The sequence below is a fragment of the Paenibacillus sp. 01L418 genome, from assembly GCF_056400045.1.
Genome location: NZ_JBFTSN010000261.1, coordinates 1 through 9,160, shown reverse-complemented (window position 1 = coordinate 9,160; position 9,160 = coordinate 1). Strand labels below are relative to the sequence as shown.

General features: G+C 43.1%; 8 protein-coding genes. 7 read left to right on the top strand and 1 reads right to left on the bottom strand.

Annotated features, from left to right (window positions below):
• The 7 genes from AC1DSE_RS23965 to AC1DSE_RS23935 form a co-directional block, all read left to right on the top strand.
• Window positions 1–1,705: phospholipid carrier-dependent glycosyltransferase (locus AC1DSE_RS23965; RefSeq protein ID WP_477528294.1), on the top strand; the 1,705-nt coding region annotated here is incomplete at its 5' end.
• Window positions 1,706–1,816: 111 nt separating this feature from the next.
• Window positions 1,817–2,818 carry a glycosyltransferase family 2 protein gene (locus tag AC1DSE_RS23960; RefSeq protein WP_477510621.1) on the top strand — a complete coding sequence of 334 codons (1,002 nt, stop codon included), beginning with the start codon at window positions 1,817–1,819 and terminating at the stop codon, window positions 2,816–2,818.
• A complete protein-coding gene (locus tag AC1DSE_RS23955; protein WP_339204032.1) occupies window positions 2,811–3,257 on the top strand; it encodes a GtrA family protein in 447 nt (148 codons plus the stop codon). The genes AC1DSE_RS23960 and AC1DSE_RS23955 overlap by 8 nt, the downstream gene beginning before the upstream one ends.
• A gap of 16 nt (window positions 3,258–3,273) precedes the next feature.
• The gene (locus AC1DSE_RS23950) at window positions 3,274–3,945 is read left to right on the top strand and encodes a class D sortase (RefSeq protein WP_477510622.1); all 672 of its coding nucleotides are present in this window, start codon (window positions 3,274–3,276) and stop codon (window positions 3,943–3,945) included.
• Between the two features lie 125 nt (window positions 3,946–4,070).
• Window positions 4,071–4,295 carry a helix-turn-helix domain-containing protein gene (locus tag AC1DSE_RS23945; RefSeq protein WP_006040330.1) on the top strand — a complete coding sequence of 75 codons (225 nt, stop codon included), beginning with the start codon at window positions 4,071–4,073 and terminating at the stop codon, window positions 4,293–4,295.
• Window positions 4,296–4,472: 177 nt separating this feature from the next.
• On the top strand, window positions 4,473–6,062 hold the full coding sequence (locus AC1DSE_RS23940; RefSeq protein WP_477510623.1) for a sensor domain-containing diguanylate cyclase: 1,590 nt from the start codon (window positions 4,473–4,475) through the stop codon (window positions 6,060–6,062).
• A gap of 62 nt (window positions 6,063–6,124) precedes the next feature.
• On the top strand, window positions 6,125–7,435 hold the full coding sequence (locus AC1DSE_RS23935) for a GHKL domain-containing protein (RefSeq protein WP_477510624.1): 1,311 nt from the start codon (window positions 6,125–6,127) through the stop codon (window positions 7,433–7,435).
• A 53-nt stretch (window positions 7,436–7,488) separates the two neighbouring features.
• Here AC1DSE_RS23935 and ptsP read toward each other — a convergent pair.
• A partial coding sequence (gene ptsP / locus AC1DSE_RS23930) for a phosphoenolpyruvate--protein phosphotransferase (RefSeq protein ID WP_477528293.1) occupies window positions 7,489–9,160 on the bottom strand: 1,672 nt, incomplete at its 5' end.

The window sequence follows — 9,160 nt, the reverse complement described above, 5'->3', positions numbered from 1 at the left end:
ATTCCAACTTGGCGAGATGAAGGGGCCGACAACCGCATGGCAGCCTTCGTCCGTTGGTCAAAGCTTTTACGTTGATTTGGGCGAGGTTAAGCAGCTTGATCGCATCAACAGCTTTGGCGGAGTTGGAACAGGAAAATACAAATATGAATTTAGTCAAAATGGGACCGACTGGGACAATCTCATGGAAGTCGACAGCAGCCATGTTGCTGTATTTACTTGGAACAGTCAGCCCGCGGCGCTCGCAGCTCGGTATGTGAAGCTTACGACGGTTCAAACAGGCTTCTCCATGCATGAGATGGCTATTTACGAGCAAGGCAACCAAATACCGTTATCAATCGTCGGAATAAATGATGAGCAGGCGAAGGATGCCAAACGAGGCAGCGTACCTTTGCTCTTTGATGAACAGCAGCGCGCGAAGTATGAAGCGACTTATATGAACGGATCTTATTTTGATGAAATTTATCATGCCCGTACTGCTTATGAGCATATGGAGCATATTGTAGCTTACGAGAATACACATCCACCGCTTGGCAAAATTATAATTGCGATCGGTATTAAGCTGTTTGGGCTTAATCCGTTTGGCTGGCGCATTGCCGGCACGCTGTTTGGCATTGCAATGCTGCCGTTAATGTATGTATTCGCGAGAAGGCTGTTTAAAACGACTGTTTATGCTGGTGTGGCGACTGCGTTGCTAGCAGCAGATTTTATGCATTTTACGCAGACTAGAATTGCAACGATTGACGTTTACGGCGTGTTTTTCATTATGCTGATGTTTTATTTCATGCACAAATATTATTCCTTAAGCTTCTACAAGGTAAAGCTGAGTGTTACTTTGCTGCCGTTGTTTTTAGCCGGTCTCTTTTTTGGAATCGGAGTAGCTTCCAAATGGATTGTGCTCTATGGGGGCGCAGGCTTAGCTATTATGCTCGGTTTATCTTTATTTGATCGTTATAAGGAGTATGCAGCTGCCAAGCGAGTTCTGAAAGAGAACAAAAAAGAGTCTGGCTTTAGCCAAGACAAGCTGCAGCATATTATAAACGTATTTCCTCGTTATACGATCATAACGCTTGCTGTATGTCTCGTATTTTATATCGTTATACCGCTTGCGATTTATGCGTTATCCTACATTCCAGTACTGACTGTAATGGATGAAGGATATACCTTGAAAAGTCTAGTTGATTACCAGAAGCATATGTTCAGCTATCATAGCAAGCTGGTATCAACGCATCCATTCTCATCCTCATGGTGGGAGTGGCCGTTCATGAAGAGGCCGGTATGGTATTACTCAGGCGACAATATGGCAGCAGGTATGAAATCCACAATTGTAGCGATGGGCAATCCGCTTATTTGGTGGGCAGGCATTTTTGCGATGGCAGCGACGATATGGATGAGTATCAAACGGAAAGATAAAGCGATGTATACGATATGGATTGCGTTTCTAGCACAGTACGTGCCTTGGATGCTTGTAACAAGGCTTACGTTCCTTTATCACTATTTTGCAATGGTGCCGTTCATTATTCTGAGCTTGGTCTATATGTTTAAAATAATCGAAGAGAAACGGCCAAACTTTAAGCTGATTCGAAATGTTTTTGTGGCAGTAGCGATATTGTTATTTGTGATGTACTATCCTGCGCTATCCGGTATGACTGTAAAGACCTGGTATGTAGAGCATGTTCTACGCTGGTTCCCAAGCTGGTTATTTTAAAATATAAGAAAGTATATCGTTTTCTCATACTTATCTTATATTTCACCGTCAAGGCTACTTCAGCGTCTAAGGACGCCGAAGGCGTTTTTGCTTGAAGAAAGGGGTATCTGGATGAAACAATCGGCTGTAAAATACAGTATTATCGTTCCTATGTACAACGAAGAAGAGGTTATCGAGCATACGTACGAGCGGCTGAAGCTGGTCATGGACAGCACGAACGAGTGTTATGAGCTTATTTTCGTCAACGATGGAAGTAAAGATCGTACGGTCGAATTAATTTCCATGATCTGCGATTTCGATCCAAATGTCCGAATGATTAATTTTTCACGTAATTTTGGTCATCAAATCGCGATTTCAGCGGGGATGGATTATGCGCAGGGTGATGCGATCGTCGTCATTGATGCTGATCTACAAGATCCTCCAGAGGTCATTATCGATATGATCGCCAAATGGAAGGAAGGCTTTGAGGTTGTTTATGGCAAACGTCTTAAGCGTAAAGGCGAGACGATGTTCAAGAAAATAACCGCTAAGCTGTTTTATCGCACGCTGCGCAGCTTAACGAATGTGGATATTCCCGTAGATACGGGGGATTTCCGTTTGATCGACCGGAAGGTATGCGATGTGCTGCGCGGCTTGAAGGAAAAAAATCGGTTCGTTCGCGGCTTGGTTAGCTGGATCGGTTTCCGTCAGACGATGGTCGAATATGAACGGGAAGAACGTTTTGCAGGCGAAACCAAATATCCGCTGAAAAAAATGATATCTTTTGCCATAGACGGAATAACCTCCTTCTCTTATAAACCTTTGAAAATTGCCACCTATGTTGGCTTTACATTATCAATAACGAGCTTCTTGTATTTGTTAGTCGTTATATTCCAGAAGCTGTTTACGGGCACCACGATTGCTGGCTGGGCTTCCATTGTGGCAGTAAATCTATTGTTTAACGGCATTATATTGATGCTCTTAGGCATAATCGGGGAATATATTGGCCGGATTTATGAAGAATCCAAAAACCGCCCTTTATACATCGTTCGCGAAGCTCAGGGGTTTCCTGCGAAAGATGACAATCAATCCTCAGAGTCTGCTGAACAAGATCGGGTTAAAAAATATGTCTAACGCAACATCAAAACGAGCAGCTAGAGGATTCATCGCACAATTTGTAAAGTTCAATTTAGTTGGACTTCTTAATACGTTAATCGATTTTCTGATGTTTACACTCCTCATTTGGTTTGGTGCGTATTATTTACTTGCACAGGTGATTGCATACGGAGCTGGAATGATTAACAGCTATGTGCTAAATAGCCGATATACTTTTAGGAAGAGGGAAAATGAAGCTTCAAGCCCGCAGCAGCTAAATAGAGGTATGAGATTCATCGTATGGAACGGTATCATACTAGGTATTACTTTACTGCTGCTTATGGCCTTGAACGAGTGGTGGGGTTTGAATGAGGTCGTCTCAAAGCTGATTGTAACGGTGGTAACCGTTGCGCTTAACTTTTACGGAAGCAAGAAATGGGTTTTCGAGGCGAAAGGACCACAGACTGAGGCCAGCTAGCGGAAGGTGGGGAAAAATGAAAAGAATACTCTCTTATGCATTAGTGATTGTAGGTATTCTCATATTGCTCTATCCAAAAGCGAATGAATGGTACGAGAACCGTCAGCAGGATAAGCTGATGGCTACTTGGGATGAGGCGAGCTTTGATGTGAGCGCAGAGCAGCAAGCGCAGCAGCAATATGAGCATTTGACGGATCTCTTCAACGAGCAATCCGCAGCGACCGAGACGCCGATTCAATCGCCGACGGAAGCAGCTACACCAGAAGCAACCCCTACAGAGGCGCCAAAAGCACAGAAGATTGCCCCCATTGCAACGATTAAGATTGATAAAATAAAGCTTAAGCTGCCTGTCGTTGAGGGAGCCACCCAGAAGAATATGAAATCGGCTACAGCTCACTTAAAGGAAACAACAGCAATAGGCAAAGTCGGCAACGCAGCTATAGCCGGGCATCGGATGCGCTCTAAGGGAAGGCTGTTTAATCGGCTTGGGGAAGTTGAGGTCGGAGATAAAATCGTCGTGGATACAAAAGATGAAAGCTTCACATATACCGTTTATAAAGTATCCATTGTAGATCCGACTGATGTATCTGTTCTAAATTACAACAATAAAGATAAGCTGCTGACTTTGATCACCTGTGATCCCATAGTAAACCCCACGCATCGGCTCATCATTCATGCAAAAATATAATGGGCAGCAGAGCCCATTTTCCCTTCATAACAGCACCAATGGTATCGCCCCTTCATAGTATAAGTTGACTGTATCCCTTAACCTTGTTAAACCATAAAAACCCGCGCAAGGAGGGGTGACAAACATTGAAGGGTAGCGACCATAAGAGCAAGTTTTTATTGACGCATCGTGAACGCGAGGTATTCGAGCTGTTAGTACAGGACAAGACAACAAGAGATATTGCACAACAACTATTCATCAGCGAGAAGACCGTCCGCAACCATATTTCTAATGTCATGCAAAAGCTGAACGTAAAAGGTCGTTCACAAGCGGTTGTCGAGCTAATCAAGCTTGGTGAATTACAAATCTAACATAGCAACCTAATCGGACGGCACTGTGACAAGGTGCTGTCTTATTTTTTTAAATCGATTAATGGGCAATTATTGAAATTGATTATCTAATTATGGAAAATAAACCAGCTAGGAAAGAGGTATTTGTCGAATCTCGTCGAATAATTAGTAATATCATAAATCAAAGAAGGTATCGCTGTGTCGCTTTTACATGTAAAACAAGCTATCCAAAAGAGAAAAGTGAGCCTGACGACACTAATGATTGGTTTAGTCTCTGTTTCGGTTTTACTCATGTTAACCATTTTGCTTTTTGCATCCTACCAGTCCAAGAAACAAGCGTTGTATGAAACAACACTTACACTTAATCTTTCAACCGCATCAAAAATGAGCATGATAATGGATTTATTATTTGAGTCGATGCGAAGCAGTCTTAAAAACGCGGCAGACTTTTACTCTTTGAATAGTGATATGAAGCAATCAGATTCCGGAAAATATCTTGATCTCATTCGCAATAGCAGCAACTATTTTAATTCGATTGTCGTAGTTGATGAGAATGGTGTCATGCGCACACTGTCCCCTTCGTCGATTGGCAAGGCAGGCGAGCCTATAAAAACAGCCGCTGCGAAGGAAGCATTGGCATCACGAAAGCCATATTTGTCAAAGCCTTATACGAGCGCGACAACAAAAAATCTCATGGTGTTTATTAGTGAGCCTTTGTTTGATCAAAAGGGTGTATACCGGGGCTATATCGGTGGAAGCCTCTATTTGCAACAAAATAACGTTCTAAATATGATATTCGGTAATGATAACCTTGACCATAACGGTTCCTATTTCTATGTAGTAGGTTCAGATGGCCACTTGATGTACGATCCTGATAAAAGTCAGATTGGAAAGAATAGCACCTCGAATCTGATCGTTCAGAAGCTGATTAAGGGGCAGAGCGGTCAAGAGCTCGCCGTAGATGAAAATGGTGTGAAATGGCTTGCCGGTTACTCCTACGTCCCTGAGAATCAATGGGGGGTCGTTGTGCTTTCACCAATAAGCATAGTGAAGGAGCAGTTGAACAATCATATACAAGCGATCCTATTATACACGCTCATACCCTTTATTCTTTTGATGCTCGTGACGACCTTTCTTGCCCGCCGATTGGCTAAACCTTTTGTAACGCTTGCGAATATCGTCAGCAAAATGGGGAAAGAAGAAGTTCCCATACCCGCCATGAAGCATCATTGGAACAGAGAAGCCGATTTATTAACGAGCACGGTCATACTTGCTATGAACGGTATTAAAACGGAAACGGATCGGTTGACACAAGCGGCTATGACGGATGCTTTGACCGGATTAAATAATAGAAGAACGTTAGAAACGATTATGAAAAAATGGATAGAAGAAAAGAAACCTTACTCCATTGTCGTCCTGGATATTGATCGCTTTAAAACCATTAATGATACATATGGGCATCAGGAAGGTGACAGAGTGCTTCAGCATTTGGCAGACATTGTAAGGTTTTCTGTAACACCTGATGACCTTTGCAGCCGTTATGGAGGGGAAGAGTTCGTTGTCCTGCTGCCGAATGCCGCGCCGTATGTTGCCTTTGAAACTGCTGAGCGGATTCGTACAACGATGGCGAGCAGCGAAAATCATCTCAAGCAGATGGTTACCGTTTCGCTTGGCGTAGCTCAGTTTCCTTCCCATGCACAAACAGCAGATGAATTATTTTCACTTGCAGATCAAGCTCTCTATAAGGCCAAGCACGCTGGAAGAAACCAGACGGTAATGGCTGACTAGTATGCTGCCTCTGAAATTTCTGATTATTATCAATTATTGATGTACTGAAAAGGAATAAGCTAATGAAACCAGACCTAGTGTATACAAAAAAAAGAATGATTTATTTTATCGTTTTATCCATTGCAATCATAAGTATGCTTGTTGGACTTAAACTCATCTCCACCTATCACTATACAACGAAGTCAGCGGAGATCACGCTGGCGAAGCAGTATACGGAAATCGCTACGGATGCAGCAAATGGTTTAGATAAAGTTGCTTATAAGCAATTTCTACTAACCAAAACGGATGATGAGAATCGCAAAAAAATAAAGCTGTATTTAGAGGAGTATCGGAAACGTATAAATGCGCTCTATATCTATATTCTGCTTTTAGATGATACCGATGTTTCCAAAGTAATGGTTAACGCATTTCCGCCTCATATAAAAGATATACCGATTGGTTTTCCTTGTACCGTTCCTACTAATCAAGTGGAGATGGCTAAAAAAGGGTTAAAATATTCCACAGGAGTGTTACATGATAGGATAAGCGAATCCTATATGTCCGTCGGGGTTCCATTCTTTGATGAGGATGGCACGGTGCTTGGTGTTGTGGGGATCGATATCGCTGCAAAGGATTTAGGCCATGTGGGCAAGTATGTTGTCCAAAATAATATGTTTATTTTCGGAGTGGATGTCCTGTTTGCTTTATTGCTGCTCGCTGGTGTATATGTGCTTAATAAATGGTACAAAGCCAGGCTTCATCAGGACATGCGTGAATCTGAGAAGGTATACATTTCCGAGTTGGGCAAAATTGTAGAGACCATCAAATCAAGTCGTCATGATCTCATGAATCATCTCCAGGTGTTGAATGGATTAATGGACATCCGAAGGTATGATAAGGCACATGATTATTTAAAACAGCTAACCGAGGAATCCAAAACGTTAAACCTATCGCTGCATATAAAAAATCCGATTTTAATGGTGCTGTTCCAGAGCAAGAGGGAGCTGGCGCATTCGAAAAATATAATCATCAGCTTCGCTACAGATTATGATGCATTCGATAAAATAGAGTCGATGGACTTAGTCAAATTATTTTCTAATTTGTTGGATAATGCGATTGAAGCGGTGGAATCAAATGCTGGGTATATATCGCAGGAGATTCAAGTGCAATGTAAAGTGGAACATGGAAAATATATATTTATAATCGAGAATCCAGCCGTGCTTACGGATGAGGAGCAAAAGTGTTTCTTCCAATATGGTTTTACTACGAAAGCGAAGGGTTCTGTTTTACGAGGAAACGGTCTCTCTATAGTAAGGAGAACGGTGGAGAAATATAAGGGTGAGCTTAAATTTCAATATGAAGAAGGCAAGGTTCGTATTCAAATCCGAATCTAAATAAAAGAGGCTGTACCGCATTCTGATGCAGTACAGCCTCTTTTGCTGAAATTTTATGTTAATCCAGAAACATGCTGCTCCACATAGCCTTTAACCTCTTCAGCTGAGCTTAGTGCCAGAACGGCCTGAGCTATCTGCTTCATTTCCTGCTGAGATAGATTTGCGAGCAAAGCGCGAGCAGGAAGTATTGCACTTGCGCTCATACTAAACTCGTCTAAACCTAGACCGAGCAGAATCGGCAGTGCATGCTTCGAGCCCGCCATTTCACCGCACATCCCCACCCATTTGCCATGAGCATGAGCGGCTGTAATAACACGATTAATGAGCTGTAAAATAGCTGGATGAAGCGGATCGTTTAGATAGGAAAGCTTAGGATTCATACGATCTGCAGCAAATGTGTACTGAACTAAATCGTTTGTTCCGATACTGAAGAAATCAACTTCCTTGGCGAATAAATCCGCTAGCAGAGCCGCTGCTGGAATTTCGATCATGATGCCGGCTTCGATCCCAGAGTTAAAGGGAATACCTGCTTCGGTCAGTTCCTGCTTTGTTTCTTCCAGCATAGCTTTAGCTTGGCGCCATTCACCCAGTGTAGCAATCATAGGGAACATAATTTTTAAGTTGCCGTATGCGCTGGCCCGCAAAATCGCCCGAAGTTGTGTCTTGAACATATCCGGTCGATCCAAGCAGATGCGAATGGCACGGTAACCAAGGAATGGGTTGTCTTCTTTAGGCAGGTTGAGGTATGCAATTTCCTTGTCTCCGCCAATATCTATCGTTCGGATGACGATAGGCGCATCGTTTCCAAACGCTTTTGCTGCTTTGCGATAAGCTTCAAACTGTGTATCCTCGGAGGGCAGCCCAGCTGCGTCCATATATAGAAACTCGGTACGAAAGAGTCCGATGCCTTCAGCTCCTGCCGCAGCGGCAAGCTCGGCATCCTTAACTAAGCCGATATTTGCTACAAGTTCAACCTGTACGCCATCGCTGCTTACGGAAGGCTGATTCATAAAGGTTTGATAAAATTGCTTGCTTTCAAGCTGCTGCTTCTGCAATTGTGAATATCGAGTTAATGTTTCATTATCCGGGTCCACGAAAATATGCCCATCTGTCCCGTCAATGATGACGGTTTGGCCGTTTTTCACTGCCTGCTCCATGGAGCTGCCGATTCCGACAATGGCAGGAATGCCGATAGACCTTGCAATAATGGCAGAGTGGGAAGTGCGTCCGCCTGCTTGCGTTGCGAAGCCAATCACTTTGCTTGGATCGAGCTGAGCCGTATCCGAAGGTGTTAAATCTTCTGCAAACAGAATGATAGAACCTGATTCATCATTCAAAGAAGTTGATGAAATGCCTTGCAGCTTGTTCAATACACGTAGGCTTACGTCACGAATATCGGCTGCTCTTTCCTTCAAATAGGGATCATCCAGCCCGCCAATCATTTCTGCAATCTCTTCAGAGGTGTTGAAAAAGGCGAATTCAACATTAATCCGTTCGGATCTGACGATCTCTTTCGAGCGGTCGATGAGTTCTTCATCCTCGAGCAGCATCAGATGCGCTTCAAATATTTCTGCCTCATGCTGTTTGTTCTGAGCAATCAGCTTGGCGTGGATGGCTTCAAGCTCTTCATGAGTTGAAGCAATTGCAGCTTCAAAACGTTTAATTTCATCGTCCAATCGATTGTCTTCCAAGTGAACCTTCTCGATCTGGAGAGGTTTTGTAGAC